Annotated in this window: 24 protein-coding genes and 1 pseudogene; 12 read left to right on the forward strand and 13 right to left on the reverse strand. The window is 36.6% G+C overall.

The window, feature by feature from the left end; genetic code table 11:
• Positions 1–9: 9 nt before the first annotated feature.
• Positions 10–897 carry a GNAT family N-acetyltransferase gene (locus tag CD001_RS14025; protein WP_096188309.1) on the forward strand — a complete coding sequence of 296 codons (888 nt, stop codon included), beginning with the start codon at positions 10–12 and terminating at the stop codon, positions 895–897.
• Positions 898–1,197: 300 nt separating this feature from the next.
• Positions 1,198–1,505: pseudogene (gene tnpA / locus CD001_RS14030) on the forward strand (IS200/IS605 family transposase); the annotation flags it as partial.
• 110 nt (positions 1,506–1,615) lie between these two features.
• Here the strand turns inward: tnpA and CD001_RS14035 are convergent.
• From CD001_RS14035 to pssA, 4 genes are all read right to left on the reverse strand, one after another.
• Positions 1,616–2,065, reverse strand: a complete 450-nt coding sequence (locus CD001_RS14035) for a TlpA family protein disulfide reductase (protein ID WP_096188310.1) — start codon at positions 2,063–2,065, stop codon at positions 1,616–1,618.
• A 90-nt stretch (positions 2,066–2,155) separates the two neighbouring features.
• Positions 2,156–2,701 carry a peroxiredoxin gene (locus tag CD001_RS14040; protein WP_096188311.1) on the reverse strand — a complete coding sequence of 182 codons (546 nt, stop codon included), beginning with the start codon at positions 2,699–2,701 and terminating at the stop codon, positions 2,156–2,158.
• Positions 2,702–2,902: 201 nt separating this feature from the next.
• Positions 2,903–5,152 (reverse strand): CBS domain-containing protein, encoded by a 2,250-nt coding sequence (locus tag CD001_RS14045; protein WP_096188312.1) that lies wholly within the window; start codon positions 5,150–5,152, stop codon positions 2,903–2,905.
• A gap of 303 nt (positions 5,153–5,455) precedes the next feature.
• Positions 5,456–5,998 carry a CDP-diacylglycerol--serine O-phosphatidyltransferase gene (gene pssA / locus CD001_RS14050; RefSeq protein WP_096188313.1) on the reverse strand — a complete coding sequence of 181 codons (543 nt, stop codon included), beginning with the start codon at positions 5,996–5,998 and terminating at the stop codon, positions 5,456–5,458.
• A 171-nt stretch (positions 5,999–6,169) separates the two neighbouring features.
• Between pssA and CD001_RS14055 the strand changes: the two genes are divergently transcribed.
• Positions 6,170–6,964, forward strand: coding sequence for a phosphatidylserine decarboxylase (locus CD001_RS14055; protein ID WP_096188314.1), 795 nt, complete (start codon positions 6,170–6,172; stop codon positions 6,962–6,964).
• 340 nt (positions 6,965–7,304) lie between these two features.
• On the opposite strand, the gene CD001_RS14060 is transcribed toward CD001_RS14055, so the two are convergent.
• The 8 genes from CD001_RS14060 to CD001_RS14095 all read right to left on the reverse strand — a co-directional run bounded on the left by CD001_RS14060 (position 7,305) and on the right by CD001_RS14095 (position 13,889).
• Positions 7,305–7,754, reverse strand: a complete 450-nt coding sequence (locus CD001_RS14060) for an SRPBCC family protein (RefSeq protein ID WP_179298751.1) — start codon at positions 7,752–7,754, stop codon at positions 7,305–7,307.
• A gap of 359 nt (positions 7,755–8,113) precedes the next feature.
• Positions 8,114–8,476 carry a monovalent cation/H(+) antiporter subunit G gene (gene mnhG, locus CD001_RS14065; protein WP_096188316.1) on the reverse strand — a complete coding sequence of 121 codons (363 nt, stop codon included), beginning with the start codon at positions 8,474–8,476 and terminating at the stop codon, positions 8,114–8,116.
• A complete protein-coding gene (locus CD001_RS14070; RefSeq protein ID WP_096188317.1) occupies positions 8,457–8,738 on the reverse strand; it encodes a Na(+)/H(+) antiporter subunit F1 in 282 nt (93 codons plus the stop codon). Before CD001_RS14070 ends, mnhG begins: the two co-directional genes overlap by 20 nt.
• Positions 8,738–9,214: a Na+/H+ antiporter subunit E gene (locus tag CD001_RS14075; RefSeq protein ID WP_096188318.1), complete on the reverse strand. Its 477-nt coding sequence runs from the start codon at positions 9,212–9,214 to the stop codon at positions 8,738–8,740. Before CD001_RS14075 ends, CD001_RS14070 begins: the two co-directional genes overlap by 1 nt.
• A 5-nt stretch (positions 9,215–9,219) precedes the next feature.
• Positions 9,220–10,704, reverse strand: a complete 1,485-nt coding sequence (locus CD001_RS14080; RefSeq protein WP_096188319.1) for a Na+/H+ antiporter subunit D — start codon at positions 10,702–10,704, stop codon at positions 9,220–9,222.
• Positions 10,697–11,035, reverse strand: coding sequence for a Na(+)/H(+) antiporter subunit C (locus CD001_RS14085; protein ID WP_096188320.1), 339 nt, complete (start codon positions 11,033–11,035; stop codon positions 10,697–10,699). The genes CD001_RS14080 and CD001_RS14085 overlap by 8 nt, the downstream gene beginning before the upstream one ends.
• The gene (locus CD001_RS14090; RefSeq protein ID WP_096188321.1) at positions 11,035–11,460 is read right to left on the reverse strand and encodes a Na(+)/H(+) antiporter subunit B; all 426 of its coding nucleotides are present in this window, start codon (positions 11,458–11,460) and stop codon (positions 11,035–11,037) included. Before CD001_RS14090 ends, CD001_RS14085 begins: the two co-directional genes overlap by 1 nt.
• Positions 11,457–13,889: a Na+/H+ antiporter subunit A gene (locus tag CD001_RS14095; RefSeq protein ID WP_407081106.1), complete on the reverse strand. Its 2,433-nt coding sequence runs from the start codon at positions 13,887–13,889 to the stop codon at positions 11,457–11,459. The genes CD001_RS14090 and CD001_RS14095 overlap by 4 nt, the downstream gene beginning before the upstream one ends.
• A 426-nt stretch (positions 13,890–14,315) precedes the next feature.
• Between CD001_RS14095 and CD001_RS14100 the strand changes: the two genes are divergently transcribed.
• Complete coding sequence (locus CD001_RS14100) at positions 14,316–14,522, forward strand: hypothetical protein (RefSeq protein ID WP_142303592.1); 207 nt, start codon at positions 14,316–14,318, stop codon at positions 14,520–14,522.
• A gap of 19 nt (positions 14,523–14,541) precedes the next feature.
• Here the strand turns inward: CD001_RS14100 and CD001_RS14105 are convergent, their stop codons facing one another.
• On the reverse strand, positions 14,542–14,685 hold the full coding sequence (locus CD001_RS14105) for a sporulation histidine kinase inhibitor Sda (RefSeq protein WP_096190614.1): 144 nt from the start codon (positions 14,683–14,685) through the stop codon (positions 14,542–14,544).
• 932 nt (positions 14,686–15,617) lie between these two features.
• On the opposite strand from CD001_RS14105, the gene CD001_RS14110 reads away from it, so the two are divergent.
• From CD001_RS14110 to CD001_RS14145, 8 genes are read left to right on the forward strand one after another with little or no spacing between them, the layout of a single operon-like run.
• Complete coding sequence (locus CD001_RS14110; RefSeq protein WP_096188323.1) at positions 15,618–16,148, forward strand: YqeG family HAD IIIA-type phosphatase; 531 nt, start codon at positions 15,618–15,620, stop codon at positions 16,146–16,148.
• Complete coding sequence (gene yqeH / locus CD001_RS14115) at positions 16,121–17,239, forward strand: ribosome biogenesis GTPase YqeH (RefSeq protein ID WP_096188324.1); 1,119 nt, start codon at positions 16,121–16,123, stop codon at positions 17,237–17,239. Before CD001_RS14110 ends, yqeH begins: the two co-directional genes overlap by 28 nt.
• A gap of 43 nt (positions 17,240–17,282) precedes the next feature.
• Entirely contained in the window at positions 17,283–18,122 is an 840-nt protein-coding gene (aroE, locus tag CD001_RS14120; RefSeq protein WP_096188325.1) for a shikimate dehydrogenase, read from the forward strand.
• Positions 18,123–18,125: 3 nt separating this feature from the next.
• Positions 18,126–18,419, forward strand: a complete 294-nt coding sequence (gene yhbY, locus CD001_RS14125) for a ribosome assembly RNA-binding protein YhbY (protein WP_096188326.1) — start codon at positions 18,126–18,128, stop codon at positions 18,417–18,419.
• Between the two features lie 12 nt (positions 18,420–18,431).
• A complete protein-coding gene (locus CD001_RS14130; RefSeq protein WP_096188327.1) occupies positions 18,432–19,007 on the forward strand; it encodes a nicotinate-nucleotide adenylyltransferase in 576 nt (191 codons plus the stop codon).
• Positions 19,000–19,578 carry a bis(5'-nucleosyl)-tetraphosphatase (symmetrical) YqeK gene (gene yqeK, locus CD001_RS14135; RefSeq protein WP_096188328.1) on the forward strand — a complete coding sequence of 193 codons (579 nt, stop codon included), beginning with the start codon at positions 19,000–19,002 and terminating at the stop codon, positions 19,576–19,578. The genes CD001_RS14130 and yqeK overlap by 8 nt, the downstream gene beginning before the upstream one ends.
• 7 nt (positions 19,579–19,585) lie before the next feature.
• On the forward strand, positions 19,586–19,942 hold the full coding sequence (gene rsfS / locus CD001_RS14140; protein ID WP_096188329.1) for a ribosome silencing factor: 357 nt from the start codon (positions 19,586–19,588) through the stop codon (positions 19,940–19,942).
• Between the two features lie 31 nt (positions 19,943–19,973).
• A complete protein-coding gene (locus CD001_RS14145; RefSeq protein WP_096188330.1) occupies positions 19,974–20,705 on the forward strand; it encodes a class I SAM-dependent DNA methyltransferase in 732 nt (243 codons plus the stop codon).
• The last annotated feature ends 44 nt before the right edge of the window (positions 20,706–20,749 follow it).

Genomic DNA, 20,749 nt, shown 5'->3' on the forward strand with positions numbered 1-20,749 from the left:
GTTAGATAAATGAGTAAACCTGTAATTCGAACTTATAAAGATTCAAGTGATTTAAAACTTATGCAGAAACTCACACAAGCTATATGGACACTGGAATCTAATTACCATATAGGCGATCTAGCTTGGCAACGCCACCGACACGCTGGACGCGAGGATGATTGGGATACTGCAATTTGGGAAATGGATGGGAAGCCCGTTGCTTGGGGATGGATCCAAAAACCTGGTGAGTTAATATGTCAAGTTGATCCCGATTTTCCTGAGATGGCCAAGGATGTCATTGACTGGTTTGATACAATAACTAAAACCAATGAGCAAAAAGTGACTGTCCTAGAAACGGAGTCGCATCTTATTTCAGCCTTAGAAGATTCTTTATTCAACCCATTAGCAGAAAATCCAGAAGTCCTCACAAAAATTTCATTGGATAGTTGTTCATTCCCTGTTCAATTGCCAGATAAGTTTAAAGGTCGCCATATCAAGGGTTCTGAGGATTTAACAAATCGTGTGGCAGTACATAGGGCTGCATTTCATAAATCCAGAATCACAGAAGAAAGTTACTTGAACGTTATGAATACCTATCCTTATGATTCTTCTCTTGATTGGGTAATAGAATCTCCAAATGGTGAGTTCGTAGCATCTTGTTTAATTTGGTTTGATGAAGTTAACAAGGTGGGGTTACTGGAACCTGTTGGAACCGATCCGAGATTTAGGAGAATGGGGTTAGCCAGTTCAGTCTGTAAGCTTGCTCTCAATACGTTGAGTGATAAGGGGGCAAAAACTGCAATTGTTGTTTGTACTTCCCCGGATACATTTGAACTTTACAAGTATATTGGGTTTGAACAATTTGCTCAAACAAAATCATTTCATCGTCTTAAAAATACAGATAATAATAATAATTGATCTCTAATTAAAAATTGGGGCCTTCTTCTTCTTGAGGAAATCCCCATTTAGTTTAATAAACTTCCTTAGTTCCAGAGCCTATTAACTTGTTTTAATTCTTGTAGAAGGATATTCGGCAATCGGAGCGCGATTGTTGAAGATCGCATTAGAAAGTGATCAATCTTTTTTATAAAAATTGAACAATACTTCACGAAGAAAGAATCCATTTTGATCAATCTTTTTTTCAAAATGGATTCTTCTGTTTATGGTAATACAAGGATTTGTGAGGTATTTTTGATCGAACTTTATTTTAAAGCTACAGTAGAAATTATTGAAGCGCATGCGATGCCAGATCATATTCACATGTTAGTAAAGATATACCTCCTAAAATGTCTGTTTCATATTTCATGGGCTATTTGAAAGGGAAAAGTTCGTTAATGATCCATGATAGGCATGGAAATTTGAAATATAATCATGGAAATCGAACATTTTGGGCGAAGGGATATTATGTAAGCACAGTCGGTTTAAATCAAAAGACAGTTGCAAAATACATCGGAGAGCAGGAAGCTGAAGACCGCTTGCGAGACAACATGAGCAAGCGTGAATATGTAGATCCATTCAAAAAATAATTGTGGAGATAAACTGGCGGTCAATTAAAAAGGCCCCTTAAGGGGCTATGTTGGTAAAGTGCCCTTATAGGGCGAAATTAAAACCGCCCGTTTTACGGGCGGATACTTATTTATTTAGTTTCATTTCCTAAAACTCGGTTCACTCGCTTACGAAGCATTTTCATTCCACCACCGCCAGCTTGGAAATGGCGCAGCTTACCTTCTTTGTCAAAAACGTAATACGCAGGCACGTATTGATTTTCGAATGCATCCGTCAGTTTATGTTCTGAGTCAACAAATGTCGGCTGTGTAATATCATGACCTTGTGCCATTGCTTTAATGACTTCTAAATCTAAATCCTTTTCTGAACGAGGCATGTGTACGGAGATTACGTTTAATTCATCTTCAAATTCATCACGGAACTCGTTAACATCTGGCATCGCTTCTTTACAAAGACCGCAGCTCACAGACCAAAAGTGAATAAGAGTTGGTTTGTCTCCAACAAGCTCGTCTTTTGTTACTTGTCCATTTAACCATTCTGTTGCACCTTCTAATTCAGGCATTTCCTCACGTAGTTTCATGTTTGAATCACTCCTCAAGTTATCATTTCTCTATAAAAGATATTTTATTTATCTGTTAGGGTAGTAGCAATGACGTTTTCATTTTTAAGTTTATAACGTTTCTTGACCTGGCTTCCAATTAGCAGGGCAAAGTCCGCCAGTTTGAAGGGCTTGTAATACACGTAACGTTTCATCAACATCTCGTCCAATATTATTATGGTTGACAACGGAGTACATTAACTCACCATCTGGACTAATGATGAATAATCCACGAAGAGCAATACCTTCATCTTCAACTAGTACTCCGTATTCGCGGGATACTTGGTGGTTTGTATCTGCAGCTAATGGGTAGTTTAAGTCACCTAACCCGCTATCATCTCTGCTCGTATTAATCCATGCTAAATGTGTATGAATGGTATCAGTTGATACACCAATTACTTCTGCATCTAAATCTTCAAATTCATCATAACGGTCACTCATTGATGTGATTTCAGTCGGACAAACAAAAGTGAAGTCCATTGGATAGAAAAATAAAACGGTCCATTTATCATTTTTCATATTTTCTTCTAATGAAACTTTGGCAAATTCTTTGTTTGGCAATACTGCCTCCATTGTAAATCTTGGTGCTTGCTTAGCAACCATGCGTTTTTCTGACATGAAGAATCTCTCCTTGGTTGTAAATTATAATAATTATTATATAGTACTAATTATATTTTAATGGTATTTATGTAAATGTCAAGGTTTGAATGATATTTTTAACATTAGAAAGTCAACAGTATTAATTATAAATCATTTTATTTTGAGTGCAAGAAATATGCATATGTGAAGAGAAGAGCATATAATGATTCTCATTATCAGTTATAAATGGCGATTTTGTTGATAATCGATAACCTTCTTTAATAGATCATTTTTTTTCATAGAAGGGTGATCGATTTGTATACATTCTGCATACATTATAAGCTCATGAAATAAAGGACCCGGTGTAAGTCCATTTTTAATTAAATCATGTCCATTAATAGTTTGGTTTAATGTTTCTCTTCGTATGAGATAATCAACACCAGTATTTATAAATGTTGAAGTAGCATGACGAGAAAGAGAGAGGTAAGCTATCAGCACTTCGACAGGTTCATTTGCAAAATGACGATGCCATTTACTTAATGGCTCACTTCCTGTAAATGATTGAAAAAGATCATCTTGCAGCAATGAATACAGCTTGTGTAATGTTTTGTGCTCTTCCTTTGATTGACAAAACGTTTCAACTTCCTGCAATGCGTTCTTACACAAAGTTGATAGTGAAAAAAACAAGCAGATCCATATTGTCTGTTTTGCTGTCATGTTTTTTACGAATAATGCTTCGTGAATCGCTTTTATTTTTTTTAATCTTTTATAAACATCCTTTGATTCAGCCGTTTCTTTTAATAAATATGGGAGCAAATGAAGTTCTAGGATTCGTTTATAGCTATAAATTAGATCTTCTTCGAAAAATAAGCGGCTCAGTTCATTGGATAAACGTAACTTTGAGACTGAAAGCAGATGATTAGCAGACTCTTTGGCTAAGGAGAACGTCTGTGAATCTAAAGAAAATGATAAGCGGCTTTCAAAGCGAATCGCACGTAAAATTCTCGTAGGATCCTCAACGAAACTAAGGTTATATAATACGGTTAGTTTTTTATGTTTTAAATCTTCACAGCCATTGAAATAATCAATCAATTGGCCAAATGCATCATTGTGGAGACAAATACCTAGTGCGTTAACAGTAAAGTCACGCCTGTATAAATCTTCTTTTATCGTCGCCATTTCTACTTTAGGTAATGCTGCAGGGAACTCATAATACTCGGTACGGGCACTTGTCATATCAATTTTGAAACCGGAAGGGTGGTTCCACGTCGCTGTTCGAAATTCTTCATGTGTACGGATGTCCCCGCCGTAAGACCTTGCTAACCTTTTAGCAAAAGCAATGCCATCTCCTTCTACGACAATGTCGATATCTTCATTTACTCTATTAAGAAGAAGATCTCTGACCATACCACCAATTAAATAAGCATTCATATGTAACGCTGCTGCTTCTTCTCCAATTAATTTAAGTAATTCATTTACAGGAGATTGAAAATGGTGATTCATCTGTTCTTTAAGGTTTAGACGAAATGGAAAAGGGGATGCAATTGAATAAGTGAATTCAATATCATTGCTGCTCCCGTGTAAAGCAGAGTTGACATCGGATCTTGTTATGATACCTACTAGTTCACTATTTTCGATAACTAGTAAACGTCCGGTATTTGCGTGAATCATTTTTTCTCGTATTTGTTCAACAGTTGTGCTTTTCGAAATTGTGATTGGGTTTCGACTCATATACCTTTTAACTGGAGCATGCCCTAATCCAAGATGTACTGCTTTTTCAATATCGATTCGCGAAATTATTCCAATTAACTTCTCATTTTCAACGATTGGAAATTCTGTATGCTCGTATCGGTACAGCATTTTTGATGCAGCTTCGAACGGTGTATCATGTGTAATCACTTTAACAGTATGATTCATTATTTGCGCTGCTGTTAAAGAAGGCACTTGACTGTATTGTTCAACAGTAAATAAATTTGCACCATTTTCTAGTAGAAATTCTGCTGCTTTTTGATCTCGAGACGTTGTTGATGAGGATGTAAATGTCCCAGTGTCTGAGTATATACCTAATGCAAAGACCGTCGCATCATATTGCGTGATCTTAATATTAAGTGTTTGGATTTTTTCAATAAGCAATGTCACAGTTGCTCCGGTTTTTTCAATGATGCCATCATCCATCTTTATATTTTCAGCTGTAAGAGGATGATGGTCGTAAACAATGAAGCTCACCTTATTTTGATCGATATTTGTTAACACTTCAATTTGGTCAAGCATATTCGTGTCGACTAATATGACTTGTGTGATATAGCTTAAATCAATGTCTGCAGCTCGTTTATATGTGTAACCGTTGTTATATTGTGCTAAAAATTGGTCTACGCTAGTACTTAACATTGCAGGTAAAACGAGTTCTGCTTGAGGGTAAAGCTTTTTTGCAGCAATCATTGAGGCTAATCCGTCAAAAGATAAGTTTGTATGTGAAGTAATGATTTGCACGATTGTTCCCCCATTTACGGTCCGACTTCTCTAAAATAAAAAATATTTTATTTATCAGAATGTATAAATTGTCGTCCTCGATGCCCAGACTTGAAGAGATATTGTCCGAGGTTGTCCGCTGGTAACAAAGGCACTTGCCATTTTATATTATGGATTGAATCTGGTATATTCATGATTAACAAACAAAATTAAAGTGCTAGTTCCCACTAAAAATACGATTGAAGCGAATCATAAACTGATCGTATTTTGAATAAAAGGGAGGGAGACTAGCACTTTTGGTATTACCTTTTGTTAAAATGATAATTATACTTTTTTTATTGTAAAATTACTTATCATTAGAATAGATAATGTTAAAATAATAAACATAAAGGTTGGGTCTGGGACCATACCATTGAGTAAATGGCTTATCGTTAACATACAACCTGCTGCTGTTATAGGCAGACCAACAAAATAACCTTCTGATTCAGTTACATTAAAACGAGCTAATCGAATTGCGCCAGTAGCAATGAAAATAATCGTTGCCATTGATCCAGCTACACCAAAATCAATTAAAGTAGATTGGTATAATAGTAAGGCAGGAGCTACACCAAAAGAAATGATGTCACATAATGAGTCCAACTGTTTACCAATGTCTGAAGTGATATTCAGCTTTCTTGCTACTTTACCATCCAATCGATCAAAAATTGCCGCAAAGCAAATAAATGCAACGCTTAATCCGTATTGTCCTTGGAGAACAGCAAGGATGGCAAATCCGCCTAATCCGAGGTTTATAATCGTTAATAAATTCGCTGCTTGACTACGAAATTTCTTAACAGTGTTATCGACGAGGTGCTGAAATAATAACAACAGTCTCACTCCTCTCATGACCTTGAAAAATGTTCCAAGACCTTAATTAAATGTATATTATACCATATATCAATATACCAAACTACTAAAACAACATGTCATTAATAGTGAAAAATAGACGATTTTCGAGTGAATTTGAATTTTCGCTATACATAGAAAGGTAGAATGAGCATGAAACATAAATTATACCGAAGTATGCTTGAATTGACCCATAATCCACTCTATACATTAATATTACGCAAGTTCGTCAAGTCCAATGTTAGTAAACATTTAAATCGGTCATTTTCAAATGTATATGGCTTAAATGTAGATGAAATGGAAAAGGAATTGTCACAATATAGATCAATTCATGACTTATTTATTCGCAAATTAAAATCGGACAGCCGCCCTGTGTCTAACGAAAAAAATAGTATTGTCAGTCCGGTAGATGGAGAACTTTCTGAACTCGGAACAATCAAAGGGGACGCGACATTTACAGTTAAAGGTAAAATCTATGACTTAAAGACGATGTTAGGGTTGCCTAATACAGCTTCTCGTTACATTGGTGGGACGTATATGCTGTTTTATTTAAGTCCTAAAGACTATCATCGGATTCATAGTCCAGTTAGCGCTGTAGTCCAAAAAAGGTATGCTCTTGGAAAATATTCAGAGCCTGTCAATCAGTTAGGATTACTTCTTGGTGATTCCCCATTAGCTAAAAATTACCGTTTTATTACGGAGTTGTCTAGTGACGGCATGAACATGGCTATTGTAAAAGTTGGGGCGTTAAATGTAAATAGTGTTCATCTCTCACATTTAGATCATTACGTTGAAAAAGGAGAAGAAATCGCCTATTTTTCTTTCGGTTCAAGTGTCATTCTTCTGTTTGAAAAAAATTCGATCCACTTAACAGATAAACAAAGAAATCCTAGATCTGTAAAACAGGGTGAGGGAATAGCTTACACTCAATATGAAGGGGAGAGGTGAATGATGAGACTCCTGTGCCTAAGAAATAATATGGCAATGTCTATATTCGTACAGTATGGAGTTTCCTCAAGAGATCAGAAATAAAATGATATGGCATTAAACATACACTAGAGTGTTTTTTCTATGTCGAATGTTATTTGAAGATCATAAATTGATTCTTTAAACATAAGGATACCTCTGATTTTGTTATGGTGTGTAGATACTTAACTTTATCAGGAGGTATCCTTTTTGTGTATAAGAATGTAAACGAAGTGTCGTAAGAGTAATTGTCGCTGAATGTTTCCTAGAGTGAACGCAACCGGCGATAGCGACTTCGAATTATATTAGATTACAAAATGAGTTAAGTTGATTTTTGTTCTAAATGTTCTTTTACTTTTTCTGACGTTTGGATTAATGTCTTTTTCATCATTTTCATAACCATTGGTGTCGCAAATTTAAAATAACCTCTGACTTCCTCTAAATCTGCACTTCCTTTTCGAGTTAGCCGGGTACCGCCTTCTGGCAATGGCTCATATACATTTGTAATGATGTGAGTGAATGGTTTATTCGCAACACACTCTGTTTTACTGTTTTGCTCAAAAGAGACAACATCTGCTTCGGCAACGATTTTTTTTCCGACAATTTTGCTTGTTACTTGCAACGTTGCTCCTTCTTTATAAGTATCCCCACGTATCACTTTTGCTTCGACAACACCAGATTCCCAGCTTGGTCGTTTACTTAAGTCTTCAACATATTGAAAAACTTCATTAACGGGCTTATTAATATCGACTGAATACTCAATTGTTTCCATATCAGTATCCTCCTTCATTTTTCGATTCATTCGTATGATGGAATGGGTTAAATTAGACCACATAATCGAAGTTAGTTAAATCTTAGCTAAAAGGGCAAGCTGGGAAGGAATATAGCTGCTGGCTCAATAGGCTGACACTCTTGCTTCTCTAAATAAAGTGTGCGTCATTGAATTTAGGTAAAAACGGTTACTCATGATGCTAACAAATGAGAGATTGGAAATCTCTCACTATTACAATTGAAGGAGAACCAATCTTTTTTTAATGATGTAAATAGGTCACCTTCAACTAAAGGCTAAGTTCATGTACCTTAACTATATAAAAAGCAACCACCAATTAATATTGGTGATTGCAATTCTTGTTAGTTTGACTGACCTTTTTGTCTCTCAGCTTTTTTCATATCTTCTGCAAGATCATCTTGTATACTATTGTCCCAAAGCTTAACACCGACATTGTACGCAGAACGTGATATCATGAAACCTGCTACTGGAGCTGTTAAAAATACGAATAATATCGCTAACAGTATTTTTCCAGCAAAAAGGTTTTCAATGATCAAAAAGTATAAAAACGTGCCTAGCATAATGCTAATGACACCTAATGTTGCACTTTTAGTCGCTGCGTGAAGCCTTGCATAAACATCAGGGAAACGCAGCAGTCCGATAGAGCCTAATATACTTAACAATCCACCAAGGATGATGAAGATACTAATCACGATCTCGATCAAGGACTACACCTCCCTCAATAAACTTCGCAAGCGCAACTGAACCGATGAAGGCTAATATTGCAAGGACAAGAATGACTTCTGCATAAGCAATCGTTTCTTGAAGGATCATTAAGACACCGATAAATCCGATTAAATTAATTCCAACCGTATCAAGTGCAACGATGCGGTCAGACATTGTCGGTCCTTTAATGACCCGGATGAAACAAACAAATATGGAGATGGACATCAGTATTAAAACAATTTGACAAGCGATAGCTAGCATTAGTGGGTCACCTCCATAATTGCTTTTTCAAATGAATCATGAATTTCTTTTATCGCTTCTTCCTTGTCTGGAACATGTATTGAATGAACATAAATCGTCCGTCCGTCTTCAGAAAAGTACATTGATAATGTTCCAGGTGTTAAAGAAATTAAGTTTGCCAGCAATGTCACTTCCCAGTCAGTTTTGAGCTTTGTTGGGACAGCAATAATACCTGGTTGGATATCAAGCTTTCGACTGAGAACAATTTTAATGACATCAATGTTTGACAAGATTAACTTGTAGAAAAATAGGACGATAAGTTTCACAAGTGCATATACTCGTCGGAAGTAGAAGTCGAATTTCAAAAAACGCCGTAAAAAGAACAGCATCAACAATCCAACGATGTAACCAAGCATAAATTCAACAAATGTGAATTCATTTCGTAACAACATCCATATGAGCGCTATACCGATATTAAGCAGGATTTGAAAAGACATAGAACCTACTCCTTAAGAACAGAATTTATATAGATTTGAGGATCGAGAATTTGTTCTGCAATTTCCTCAGAGAATGTAAAGATCGGCTCAGCTGCAAGTCCCATTACAATGGTTAAAGCAACAAGCGGAACGACTGGCAGCAATAATGGTGCCAATTTTACTTTCTTCGTTTCCTCTTCGTTTAGTGACGGCTTTCCCCAGAAAACGTATATGAAAATTTTCATCATTGAGAAGAGGGTTAATAAACCTACAACTAAACTGATAAAGACGATAAAATAGCGCTCTTGTTCGATACCGGAAAGAATTAAGGCAAACTTACTGAAAAATCCACTGAGCGGAGGAATTCCGGCTAATGAGATCGCTGATATAAAGAACAGCCATCCTAGCGCAGGGTGGGTCTTTAACAGACCGCTCATTTTTTTCAGATCGGTCGTACCGGTTATTTTCTGTGTTGCACCTGCAAATAAGAATAGTGCAGATTTTACAATAATATGGTGAGCGATATAATAAATCGCACCTGCAATAGCAAGAGGAGAATACAGTCCAAGACCCATCACCATGTATCCTACCTGACTAATAATGTGATAAGAGAGGATTCTCTTAAAGTCAAACTGTGAAACAGCTCCGAGTACCCCGAAAAACATCGTTGCACCAGCGAGAGCTAAAATGATGTTATGAGTAAAATCAGGGTTATGCGTAAAGATCAACGTAAATGATCGGATGATCGCATAAATACCTACTTTTGTTAAAAGTCCTCCAAATAAAGCGGCAATTGCAGCCGGCGGTCCGTAATAGGACTTAGGTAGCCAGAAATAAAGCGGAAAGAGGGCACCTTTCATACCGAATACAAGTAAAAACAAGATCGCAATGACATTTAGTACCCCTGTTTGTTCAACTTCAGCAACACGTTCTGCTAAGTGTGCAAAATTTAATGTACCAGTTACAGAATATAAATATGCCACACCAATAACGAAGAACGCCGAGGCGACGATGTTAATGACAACATACTTAAATGATTCGCGAAGCTGATATTTCGTGCCGCCTATTACGATTAGAATATATGAAGCAATTAGCATTACCTCAAAAAATACGAATAAATTAAATAAATCTCCTGTTAAAAACGCACCATTTACTCCAGTGAGAAGAAAGAAATAGAATGGATAAAAGTAGTTCTTCTCACGCTTTTCATGGATCGTTTGAAAGGCGAAGAATAAACAAGCAACACCGACGATACTTGCTAAAATCAACATAAGTCCAGCAAATAGATCACTAACTAAAACGATCCCAAATGGTGCTGGCCAATTTCCTAACTCTAATGTCATGATTCCATCTTGATATGTCAGCATCGTTACATAAGAGGAAGCTGCGAGTATCGCAATGGCTGTAATTGCACTAATGTAACGTTGAATGACAGTGTGGTTCTTAAAAAAGATCAGCACGACACCCATAATAAAGGGTATCAAGATTGGAAGTAATACAATATTATTCATCAGCATTACCCCTTAATTGATCGAGATCATCTGTTTTATGTTCTTTATACGTTCGATAAGCTAAAACTAGTAAGAAAGCTGTAACCCCAAAGCTAATGACAATCGCTGTTAATATGAGTGCTTGTGGGAGCGGATCTTGATAAGAGGCAGCATCCTCACCGAGTAGGGGAGGAGCTCCTTCTTTAAGTCCGGACAGTGTAAGTAATAATAAATGGGCACCATGTGACAAGAGCATGACTCCAAAAACCACACGGAGCAAACTTTTTGTGAGAATTAAATACGTACCAACTGTAGTAAGTATTCCGACAGTGAGAATCATTAATATCTCCATTAAGAATCATCCTCCGCAATGGTTAAGATTATTAGCAGCGCAACGGCTACAACGACTAGATAAATCCCTAAATCAAACGGAAGAGCAGTTGTTAACTCAGTTTCTCCTAAAATAGGGAGATCATAATATTCAAAGTATTGAGTGAGAAATGGATCCCCAAACAATAGACTGTTTAATCCTGTCAAAATAGCTAATAGCAAGCCGATTGCAATAATATGCGCATAGTTGAATGGTAAAACACGTTTGATCGTTTTAATATCAAAACTTACATAAAGAAGAAGTAATGCAGAAGCAGTCATTAACCCTCCGATAAAACCACCGCCAGGATTGTTATGCCCTGCAAAAAAGAGAAAGATGGAAAAGGACAAAATGATAAACGAAACGATTCGTGTAATTGTATGGAGCAGGAGTAAATTTGACTTCATACATCTTCTCCACCTTTCATTTTATGCTTAATTAACGTGACAACTCCAAGTGCTGCAATTGCGAGTACGAGTACTTCAAGCAGTGTATCTAGTCCACGGAAGTCGACGAGTATGACGTTAACCATATTATATCCGCCTGCTAATGGGACTGAGTTTTCAACGAAATAGCTAGAAATTCTGTCAAAACCAAATTCGTGGTTCATCGCATGGGCACTAAATGCTGTCAATGTCACGACAAGTCCAACACCAATCGAAACGATCAAATTAGGTAAACTGAATTTCGCAGTGAACTTTGCTTTTCGTAACTCAGGTAAATGATAAAACGCGAGCAGGAGTAGTACAACTAACACAGTTTCAACTAATAATTGTGTTAATGCTAAGTCCGGTGCTCTAAAGACTACAAATAATAACGCGAGTAAAAACCCAATGACTCCGATCGCAATAATCGCTGTGATTCGGTGCTGTATAAACGGAATACTAATTGTAGCTGCTATGAGTACAAATGTGATGATCCACAAGTATGGTGAAATTTCAGAGACGTTTACAAAATCGAATACAACTGCGTTGTAGCGTATCATCGTCCATCCGAGCATAGCAACTAAGAAGACCATCATAAACACGAAATAATCGCGCAATAGCCCTGTCATTTGCAAGTTTGTCACACGTTGTGAGCCAGTAACCAAGCCATCGAGTCCTCGGTCGTACACAGCATTTAACGGATCCCGCTCTTTTAAGAAAAACTTAGCTTCTTGCCAGCGTTTTAAGTTTAAAAATACGAGCATCCCAAACAAAATTACCCCAGCAGTCATAAATAGTTCAGTATTTAATCCGTGCCAATGATAAATGTTTACATAAAAACGCTCTCCTTCTTCAAGGACGTTCGGTAAGATCGACTGCATTGTCGGTTCAATAATTGTGTATGCAAGCAAATTCGGGAATAAACCGAAAATAACGACTAATGAAGCGAGTATAATAGGTGAAATTAACATACCCATCGGTGCTTCATGAGCTTTCTTTTCGAGTTTTTCAGGCTTGTATGTTCCTGTAAATGTTCTAAAGAACATAATCATACAGTACACAAACGTAAATACACTTGCTACCCAAGCAATGACAGGGAGCAGGTACCAGAACGTTTGCACATTAAAAATATCCAATGTTGTTGCATTAACGACTCCAGTAAAGAACATTTCCTTACTTAAGAAACCGTTAAACGGTGGAAGTCCGGCCATTGACGCGACACCGATTAAGGATATTGTAAACGTAATCGGCATAATCGTCATTAATCCACCTAAACGACGAATATCCCTAGTCCCTGTTTCGTGATCGACAATCCCTACGACCATAAACAAACTACCTTTGAATGTAGCATGGTTAATTAAATGGAACACAGCGGCTAAAATAGCTGTTGTATAGAGCATTTCTACTTCAGCATAATCGTAATGAACCGCCGCTGAACCGATTCCTAGTAAGGACATGATTAAGCCTAGCTGACTGATCGTTGAAAAAGCGAGAATCGCTTTTAAATCGGTTTGACGTACAGCAGATATGGAACCCCATATTAATGTCATTAAACCGAATCCTGTTAAAAGCCAGAACCATTCAGGTGCCCCAGCGAAAACTGGCGTTAAACGGGCAGCTAGATAAATGCCGGCCTTTACCATCGTCGCCGAGTGTAAATAAGCACTAACTGGTGTTGGAGCTTCCATTGCATCTGGTAACCAGATGTGGAATGGGAACTGTGCTGATTTTGTAAAAGCACCAAGCAAAATTAATAGCATTGCTGGTATAAACAATGGACTTTGCGCAATGATATCTGCTTGATCAATGATTGCTCTTATGCTGAATGTTTGATCTGCCATCACATAAAGCAAAGAGAAACCAGCTAACATAGCGAAACCGCCAGTAACGGTTATCAACATCGACTTTTGAGCTCCGTAACGAGATTTTTCTTTATGGAACCAATAAGCGATAAGTAGTGAAGATGCTAAGCTTGTTAATTCCCAAAAGACATAAATCACAATGAGATTATCTGATAAGACAACACCAAGCATGGCACCCATAAACATAAGTAAGTACACGTAAAAGTTGTTTAAAGGTTCGTCTTTCTTATTTGCTATGTAATAAATTGAATATAGAACGACTAGTGTTCCAATCCCGGTAATTAACAATGCAAATAAGAGACTCAATCCATCTAAATAAATTGTAAAATTAATTCCTAATGATGGCACCCATGGAACTGTTAATTCTAATGTTTCCATCGAACCTCCGACGGGGAGGAATTGTAGTAAATAGATAAACAATAGTAGTGGAAGCACTAGAACAAACCATCCAGTGTGTATATGACGAAACCATTTATAAAAGAATGGTACGAAAATCGCCATAATGAATGGTGCTAGAACTAAAATGTGAAGCGTATGAAACTCTGACAAGTGATTGACCTCCTTTTTAAAATTGTCATGAAAAAACACCACTTTTGGATTTATTTTTCGTTTCCCGTTTAAACGCAAGTAAAATTATAATATAAAACAATTCTCGTTGCATCCTTTGCTACCTATCGTTCTCCCGTTTTAAAAAAATTATTAAATATGTAGAAACTGTGCAAAAACGCAAAAAAATTTTTTTGAAAAGAGAAGAATTGATCGGAGAAAGTGAGGGAAGGTACCTATGTAAATACCTAAATTATGGAAACAGAAGCATTCGATTTTTCGCTTAGTTGGATAAATATGTAATAAAAGTGAACCACTTTAAGATTGACGGTTATATGGAGAGAGGTGTTATTGAAAGCGTCTTTGGTAAAAACAGAGAGTATAAAAAGTAGAAAACCGTATCATCCTTATAAAAAAGAGGTGATACGGTTGAAAAAACGTGTGTATGTTTATTCTGCTTGTGTTTTTATCGGTCTAGTAGCTGTAGCAACACCTTTTCATATACAGTCTACAAATCAAATGATAGAAAGACAATACAACGATGATGGGATTCGCGGCTTCATCTATGATGGTGAACACTTGGAAGATATCAAGTTCCAACCGCGAGAATACATTCAAATTGATCGGGAACGGTAATGGATGTTTCGGTAATTGTTCATTGAAGGATGTGCGAATGCTTGTCCTTCATTGAGCGCCTTTCTAATTCTTGCTGAATTAATGATAAAAAATCGTCTGATAGATTTAATTCTCTTGCTTTTTCGTATGTCTCTATTAACAGGTCATCAGATAATTGTCTCATTCCGTTAGGCCGCCTCATGGCAGCTTCACCTCCCTGTTTCAAAAATCTTTATGTTCAATGCCATTGAGTTCTGAAGTTACGGACAACAATATGATACTTGATTTGAGATTTTTCGACGTAAAGTGATATCTCATTCACTTTTGGAAAGTATTTTTAAAAACATTTTAAAATACATCATTATTTGTAAATTCTTTGCAATTTTCATATTGAAATATGAGCTTGGTTTCTTATCTGTGAGTTGATGTTACCATGTATTGTAAGGCTTCTCAAATACATTCTTATCCACACTCGAAAGTGGATAAGTTGTGGATTGTTTGTTTATAACGGGATGTATGTGTTATTTAATAAGTGTTGAAAATGTGTATAGTTTTATCCACAGACCTCATTCGATGTATGAAAATGTCGAAAAATTTTTATCATAATACTTGATAAAACGTGATAATTAGATGTTTTTTGCCACCAGAGTACGAAATTATGGCTATATTTTAAGATACTGAAAGAATACAAACATTTTTTATATTATAAAAAAAGTTCGTATAGCTTTAACTAAGACTTTTGCTATTAATATTTACACGAAGCATAAGAGTTTCTTGGTAAGCACATTTCGCTTTTTGAGAACTCTTTTTACGACAAAGAAAGAGAAGTATCCTTATACATCATGTTCAGTCATGTAATGTGAATACGAATGTTAAATAGAAATATTTCCAAGACTCATAAGAGTTTCTCCAAATTTGTTCATTCTTAAACAAAATTTTCATTAAAACGTTTGAACGGGATAGAAAATAAAGTTATGATATACATTGATGTCATCACATTTCTAGACTTTAGTGGGTATCAGTTAGGTTATTGTATAAAAGGCTGTGAGGGATCAGAATTTTTAACCTCAGAGTTTTTTCTATCGGCCGGATACAAGGTGAATTGGGGGAGACCATATGTTAAAACGCTTTATTCCTGATCAGTACGTTCAATCTATTTATGAAATATCGATAAGTGAATTAAAAGAAAAAGGGGTAAAAGGTATTATTACAGACCTTGACAATACACTCGTTGAATGGGACAGACCGAATGCTACCGAACAATTAATTGAGTGGTTTGAGCAAGTAAGAAAAGAAGGTTTGGAAATCGTTATTGTATCAAACAATAACGAGAAGCGAGTGAAACACTTTTCAGAACCCCATAAGCTGACATTTATACATAGTGCAAAAAAACCGATGTCAAAGGCGTTTAACACCGCTTGTAAGCTTTTGGATTTAAAAAGGGAAGAAACGGTTGTTATCGGAGACCAGCTGCTTACAGATATTCTTGGCGGTAACAGAGGTGGGTTTCATACAATTCTTGTCGTTCCAGTAGCGCAAACCGATGGTTTCTTTACAAAAATCAATCGTAGGTTAGAGAGAATTGTGTTTCATCAGATGAAGAAAAAGGGGTTGATCGAATGGGAAACGAAAAAGAAAAACAACTAATTTGCTCTGGTTGCGGCGTTTCTATTCAAACAGAAAATAAAAATGGAATAGGGTTCACCCCTAAATCGGCGTTGGAGCGAGAGGTTGTCATTTGCCAACGCTGTTTTCGTTTAAAGCATTATAATGAAGTACAAGATGTCCCGTTAACGGACGATGATTTCTTGAAGTTATTGAATCAGCTAAGTCATAAAAATGCTCTTATTGTGAAAGTAGTCGATATTTTTGATTTCGACGGGAGTTGGCTCCCAGGATTGCATCGGTTTGTAGGGAAGAACCCAGTGTTGCTCGTAGGAAATAAAGTCGATTTACTTCCTAAGTCTGTCAAAAGACCGAAAGTAATCCAATGGATGAAATGGGCGGCAAAAGAATATGGTTTAAAACCTGCCGATGTACATTTAATGAGTGCTGAAACAGGCGAAGGGGTCATAGAGACTGCTAACTTAATTGAGGGACTTCGTCAAGATCGAGATGTTTATATTGTCGGTTGTACGAATGTAGGAAAATCAACGTTTATTAATCGGTTGCTAAAAGAGTTTGGAGCAGATGAGGAATTAATGATTACGACGTCAAATATCCCTGGAACGACATTAGATATGATTGATGTCCCTTTAGACGATGGTTCAACATTATTTGATACTCCCGGTATTATTAATCACCATCAAATAGCTCATTTGTTAAATAAAACCGAATTAAAAATAATTACACCTAAAAAAGAAATCAAACCTCGCGTGTTTCAACTTCAGCCTGGGCAAACTTTATATTTTGGCGGACTAGGACGGATCGATTACCTTGAGGGAGAAAACTTGTCCTTTGTTGTATATTTATCAAATGAACTACAAATTCATCGTACAAAATTAGAAAAAGCAGATGAATTGTTAGAAAAACACCAAGGGAAGCTATTATCACCACCGTTGGAAGAAAATTCGAAACTATTTCCTTCCTTTGAAAGAAGAGAATGGAAGTTAGCTGAAGAGAAACAGGACATCGTTTTTTCAGGATTAGGCTGGGTGACTATTCACGGAGCGAATGCACGCATCCGAACACATTCACCTAAAGGGGTTCATGTCAATACGAGAAAGTCCATTTTTTAATGAGGACAGGACGTAAAAATAGTCATAATAAGGGGGAAGCGTCATGAATCAAGTATTAGGTGTCATCGGGTCACCAATCTCACACTCCTTGTCACCTGTTATGCATGAAGCTGCGTATGAGGAGTTGCAGCTTAACTGTTCATATCATGCTTTTCACGTAGAATCAACTCAATTAAAGTCAGCTGTCGAAGGGGTGAGAAGTCTAGGCCTAAAAGGGATCAATGTTACGATTCCACATAAAGTGGATGTCATTCAATATCTTGATCACATTGATCCGTTAGCAGAAGAGATCGGAGCAGTAAACACAATTGTGAACGATCAAGGTGTGCTGAAAGGGTATAACACAGATGGTGATGGATACGTATATGCATTACTGCAACGGATTGGAAAAACACTTCATGATAAACGTATTCTTATCGTTGGAGCAGGCGGGGCAGCGAAAGGAGTCGCGCTTTGCTTATCGAAATATGGAGTGAAAAAGATGACCATTACGAATCGAACTTCATCTAAAGCGGAAGATTTAGCTGTGATATGCTCACGATATAGTGATACAGACTACCTCTCTTTAGAAATGGCTCAAGCAGAACTAGCTGAATTTGATATTATTATTAATACTACTTCTATTGGAATGGCACCAAATTTCGACCAAATGCCGCTTTCATTAGAAAATCTTCGTAAAGGAGCATTTGTTAGTGATCTTATTTACAATCCGTATAAAACAAAGCTCCTGATCGAAGCTGAAAATAAGGGATCTGGTATTATGAATGGAGTCGATATGTTTGTACACCAAGGGGCATTGGCTTTTAAAAAATGGTTTAACAAAGAAGCCCCTGTTCAGATAATGAAAAACAGTGTTATCAAGCACTTAGGAGGATCTATATAAACGATGTTAACGAACAAACAAAAGCGTTTTTTAAGAAGTGAAGCTCACAACATTAAGCCGATTTTTCAAGTTGGAAAAGGTGGGGTCAACGATAACCTTATAAAACAAGTCGATGATGCTTTAGAAGCAAGAGAGTTAATTAAAGTAAGCATCTTACAAAACTGTGATGAAGATAAATATGATGTGGCGAAAGTATTTGAAAAAGGTGCGGAAGCAGCAGTTGTACAAGTAATTGGAAGTACTATTATTTTGTATAAAGAATCAAAAGAACAAAAGAAAATCGACTTACCTAATTAGTGGGGTATTGCTATGAAAAAAGTTGGATTGTTAGGTGGGACATTTGATCCGCCTCATATCGGACATTTACTAATGGCAGAAGAGGCTCGGGTACAACTGAAGCTGGATGAAGTATGGTGGATGCCAAATAAGATTCCTCCTCATAAAAAGAAAGATAGCTCAACAAATGATAAAGAACGAATCACGATGGTTGAATTGATGACGAAGACTAATGATTCTTTTACTGTGTGTGATGTGGAGTTCAAACGTGAAGGACCTTCATATACTGTTGATACAATTGAACATTTAAAGGGTGAATTTCCTAAAAATGAATTTTTCTTTATTATTGGCGGAGACAGTCTTGAAACATTACCAACATGGCATGAAAGTGAACGTCTCCAATCATTAATCCCTTTTGTCGTGATCGAGCGTCCGGGATTTCCAATTCAGAAAAATGATCATCCAGGAAATATTCACTTGCTTGAAGCGCCTGCAATTGATGTTTCCTCAACTTATATTCGAGAAAAGTTTAATACGGATCAGTTCAACCGGTTTTTAATGACGAATGAAGTGTATGAGTTTATAAAGGAGCATAAACTATATGAATGAAGAACAAGCTCTGAAAGAAATAAAAGGTGTTCTAAAGGAAAGGCGCTATGAACATACTCTTCGAGTCGTAGATGAAGCTGAGCGCCTCGCTTTACAATATGGAGCTGACGTATCGAAAGCAAGATTGGCAGCGATATTACATGACTACGCAAAATATCGTTCATCAGATGAGATGAGGGAGACAGTTAGGTCAAATTTGGACGAGTTCCCAGAAAAACTCCTTTATTATGGAAATGAAATATTGCATGCATTTGTCGGGGCTTATTATGTCAGAAAAGAACTGCATGTCACTGATGAACAAATTTTGTCTGCAATCGCCTTTCATACTACTGGTAAAAAAGAGATGGAGTTACTTGAAAAAGTTGTGTTTTTAGCAGATTATATTGAACCAGGAAGAACATTTGCTTCTGTAAATGAAGTGAGGAAAACTGCTGAAAGTGATCTTGATTTGGCATGTTTTTATGCAATAAAAAATACGATTCAATTTTTAGTGGAGAAAAATGTTCTGGTTTATCCTGATACATTTGAAGCGTATAATGATTTTGCAAATAAGATTAGCGGGAGGTCATGACACATTCATGAACACAAATAAAATTTTGGATATAGCCGTGAAAGCGGTGGATGATAAAAAAGCTGAAAATATTATCGCCTTAGATATGAAAGGGATATCTCTTATTGCAGATTATTTTGTTATTTGTCACGGAAATTCAGAAAGCCAAGTTGAAGCAATCGCTAAGGAAGTAATAGACCAAGCTCAAGAAGCGGGAGTAGAGTTAAAACGTCTTGAAGGTTTTGATGAGTCCCGTTGGGTATTAATCGACCTTCATGATGTGATTGTCCATGTTTTTCATAAAGAAGATCGCCAGTACTATAACCTTGAAAAATTATGGGGCGATGCGCGTCATGTAAATATCGATCAATTAGTGAACCCATAACGAAATCATAAAGCAGTTACGAGGAGAAAATATGTCATACGAACAATTTTCATCATTATATGATAATTTAATGGAAGATGCTCCTTACGAACGGTGGGTGAATTATACAGAAAAACACCTGCCTATAGGCTCATCTATTTTAGATGTAGGCTGTGGAACAGGGACCTTTACTAGCATGCTGTATGAAGCTGGTTATCATATGGCTGGAATTGATTTGTCTTCAGATATGCTTGCCATCGCTGAAAGAAAAGCGAGAGATAAAAACCAGCAAATTTTGTTTGCTTGTCAAGATATGAGAGAGATCTCAGGATTTGAAAATCTTGATGGTGTTACGTTGTTCTGTGATGGCTTAAATTACTTAACGACAGCAGCTGATGTCCAGCAAACATTTAAAAGAATTTACAACTCCTTAAAATTCGGAGGTACATTTTTATTCGATGTACATTCTATTTATAAAATAGAAGAAATTTTTTCAAATCACCTATTCGGTGAAAATCGAGAAGATCTCTCATATATGTGGTTTTGCTCTCCTGGGGAAGCTGAATATAGTGTAGAACATACTTTGACTTTTTTTGTGAAAGGTGATAATGGAGCTTACACTCGTTTTGATGAGGAGCATAAGCAACGAACATTTCCGATAAACATGTATGTAAGTTGGCTGGAACAATCTGGTTTTTCATCAATAGAAATTACTGGTGAGTTTGGTACAACTGATGTCCGAGACGAGGACGACAGAATTTTTTTTAAAGCAATCAAAAAATAAGCAGGGAAAAGGAAATTTATGTCGAATAAATTAAATTATGAAAA

The sequence above is a fragment of the Evansella halocellulosilytica genome, from assembly GCF_002335745.1.
Classification (GTDB): domain Bacteria; phylum Bacillota; class Bacilli; order Bacillales; family Salisediminibacteriaceae; genus Bacillus_CA; species Bacillus_CA halocellulosilytica.

Excerpts from the sequence above, each read along its gene's own strand:
- CD001_RS14025 (WP_096188309.1), top strand. The coding sequence starts at position 10 with ATGAGTAAACCTGTAATTCGAACTTATAAAGATTCAAGTGATTTAAAA.
- CD001_RS14035 (WP_096188310.1), bottom strand. The coding sequence starts at position 2,065 with ATGAAACTACGTGAGGAAATGCCTGAATTAGAAGGTGCAACAGAATGG.
- CD001_RS14040 (WP_096188311.1), bottom strand. The coding sequence starts at position 2,701 with ATGTCAGAAAAACGCATGGTTGCTAAGCAAGCACCAAGATTTACAATG.
- CD001_RS14055 (WP_096188314.1), top strand. The coding sequence starts at position 6,170 with ATGAAACATAAATTATACCGAAGTATGCTTGAATTGACCCATAATCCA.
- CD001_RS14060 (WP_179298751.1), bottom strand. The coding sequence starts at position 7,754 with ATGGAAACAATTGAGTATTCAGTCGATATTAATAAGCCCGTTAATGAA.
- CD001_RS14070 (WP_096188317.1), bottom strand. The coding sequence starts at position 8,738 with ATGCTAGCTATCGCTTGTCAAATTGTTTTAATACTGATGTCCATCTCC.
- CD001_RS14075 (WP_096188318.1), bottom strand. The coding sequence starts at position 9,214 with ATGTCTTTTCAAATCCTGCTTAATATCGGTATAGCGCTCATATGGATG.
- CD001_RS14080 (WP_096188319.1), bottom strand. The coding sequence starts at position 10,704 with ATGAATAATATTGTATTACTTCCAATCTTGATACCCTTTATTATGGGT.
- CD001_RS14085 (WP_096188320.1), bottom strand. The coding sequence starts at position 11,035 with ATGGAGATATTAATGATTCTCACTGTCGGAATACTTACTACAGTTGGT.
- CD001_RS14090 (WP_096188321.1), bottom strand. The coding sequence starts at position 11,460 with ATGAAGTCAAATTTACTCCTGCTCCATACAATTACACGAATCGTTTCG.
- CD001_RS14105 (WP_096190614.1), bottom strand. The coding sequence starts at position 14,685 with ATGAGACAATTATCTGATGACCTGTTAATAGAGACATACGAAAAAGCA.
- CD001_RS14110 (WP_096188323.1), top strand. The coding sequence starts at position 15,618 with ATGTTAAAACGCTTTATTCCTGATCAGTACGTTCAATCTATTTATGAA.
- yqeH (WP_096188324.1), top strand. The coding sequence starts at position 16,121 with ATGGGAAACGAAAAAGAAAAACAACTAATTTGCTCTGGTTGCGGCGTT.
- aroE (WP_096188325.1), top strand. The coding sequence starts at position 17,283 with ATGAATCAAGTATTAGGTGTCATCGGGTCACCAATCTCACACTCCTTG.
- yhbY (WP_096188326.1), top strand. The coding sequence starts at position 18,126 with ATGTTAACGAACAAACAAAAGCGTTTTTTAAGAAGTGAAGCTCACAAC.
- CD001_RS14130 (WP_096188327.1), top strand. The coding sequence starts at position 18,432 with ATGAAAAAAGTTGGATTGTTAGGTGGGACATTTGATCCGCCTCATATC.
- yqeK (WP_096188328.1), top strand. The coding sequence starts at position 19,000 with ATGAATGAAGAACAAGCTCTGAAAGAAATAAAAGGTGTTCTAAAGGAA.
- rsfS (WP_096188329.1), top strand. The coding sequence starts at position 19,586 with ATGAACACAAATAAAATTTTGGATATAGCCGTGAAAGCGGTGGATGAT.
- CD001_RS14145 (WP_096188330.1), top strand. The coding sequence starts at position 19,974 with ATGTCATACGAACAATTTTCATCATTATATGATAATTTAATGGAAGAT.